3 protein-coding genes are annotated in these 1,336 nt (G+C 38.6%); 1 reads left to right on the forward strand and 2 read right to left on the reverse strand.

Annotation, left to right across the window (positions count from 1 at the left end):
- A partial coding sequence (gene trxA, locus GCCT14_RS04950; RefSeq protein ID WP_108624455.1) for a thioredoxin occupies positions 1-324 on the forward strand: 324 nt, incomplete at its 5' end.
- On the opposite strand, the gene GCCT14_RS04955 is transcribed toward trxA, so the two are convergent.
- Together GCCT14_RS04955 and GCCT14_RS04960 are read right to left on the reverse strand one after the other, a co-directional pair.
- A complete protein-coding gene (locus GCCT14_RS04955; protein ID WP_108624456.1) occupies positions 321-779 on the reverse strand; it encodes a TrmH family RNA methyltransferase in 459 nt (152 codons plus the stop codon). The two genes, trxA and GCCT14_RS04955, sit on opposite strands and share 4 nt — an antisense overlap.
- 2 nt (positions 780-781) lie before the next feature.
- A partial coding sequence (locus GCCT14_RS04960) for an ATP phosphoribosyltransferase regulatory subunit (protein WP_192875513.1) occupies positions 782-1,336 on the reverse strand: 555 nt, incomplete at its 5' end.

The following is a 1,336-nucleotide window of genomic DNA, read 5'->3' on the forward strand; positions in this document are numbered from 1 at the left end:
CCAGGTTATAAAGAGGTCACGGATAGTAATTTTGAGTCTTCTCTCAAGAAAGCTGAGTTTGTTGTCGCTTATTTTTTTGCAGTGTGGTGTGGTCCCTGCAAGGCTTTTGCACCTGTTTTTGAAGAGGTTGCTAAGGAGCTAAGCAGCCCATCACTATTATTTTTAAAGGTGGATACAGACAGTTCTCCTAATGCTTCAGAGAAGTGTAGAATATCTTCTATCCCCACTATTCTTTTCTTTTCTGGAGGGAATCAAGTTAGGTCAGTTTCTGGTGTTCAGAAAAAAGAGGACTTAATTCAGGCCATTCAACAATTACAAAATTAATAAGAAGATAGGAAGTTTCTCTGTCTTAAAACTTCGTAAATAGCAATAGCAGCGGCGTTTGATAGATTGAGGGAACCTTTTTTTTGTAACAAAGGAATGTAAACAGTTCTTTGGGGGAAGTTTTTTATCCAAAGGTCAGGTAGCCCAAGGCTCTCACTTCCAAAAAGGAGAATTGGAGATTGTCCGTAGACTACTTGATCGTAACGTATCTGACCTCGTGTTGAGAACATCCAACACAAGTCCCCAAATTCCTCTAACCATTTATCCTCGCCATTATTCCAAACTTCGATGTCTTCTGTTTGTAAATATCGGACAGAAGAACGTCGAATGGTAGATGAATGTAAGAAAAACCCAACTGGGGGGATTAGCATGAGCGAAGAACCAGTTAGTGAACACGTGCGAGCTATGTTCCCTGTATTCTGAGGTATTTCTGGTCGGTAAAGTACGACTTTCATTGTTAGTGCAAAATTGATAAAAGTTTTTCTGTGTCATCGAGGTCGATCATCTGAGTAGTTCGTTCCTTTGCATTTTTCAATTGAATCATGTGCCCTTTTTTCTCTTGATCGCCATAAATCAAAATCCAATTAGCACCTATTTGATCACATTCTTTGAGTGCATTACCTAAATTTATTTCGCCGAATCTAGTTTTGATTCTGATTCCATTCTCACGCAGCATGCTAGATAAACGAAAACATTCAGAGTTAGGTGATTCCAAAAGGGAAATGAATAGTAAATCGAAAGGAGTATCAGTGACACTAAAACCACTTGCAATTGCGGCTTGAATAACTCTTTCAAATCCAAAAGCGAAACCAACTCCAGGAAGATCTGTGTATCCTATCGATTGAATAAGTTGGTTGTAGCGGCCTCCTCCACCAAGAGCAGATGACGATTCTCTATTTGTCCATATATACTCAAAAATTACGTTATTGTAGTAGTCAAGTCCTCGAACAAGTTTAGGATCTATTTTGAACGGAACTTCAAGTTCTTTTAAGACGCTCTGAATTTTTTCAAA

The organism is Candidatus Similichlamydia epinepheli (assembly GCF_003056015.1).

Excerpts from the sequence above, each read along its gene's own strand:
- GCCT14_RS04955 (WP_108624456.1), bottom strand. The coding sequence starts at position 779 with ATGAAAGTCGTACTTTACCGACCAGAAATACCTCAGAATACAGGGAAC.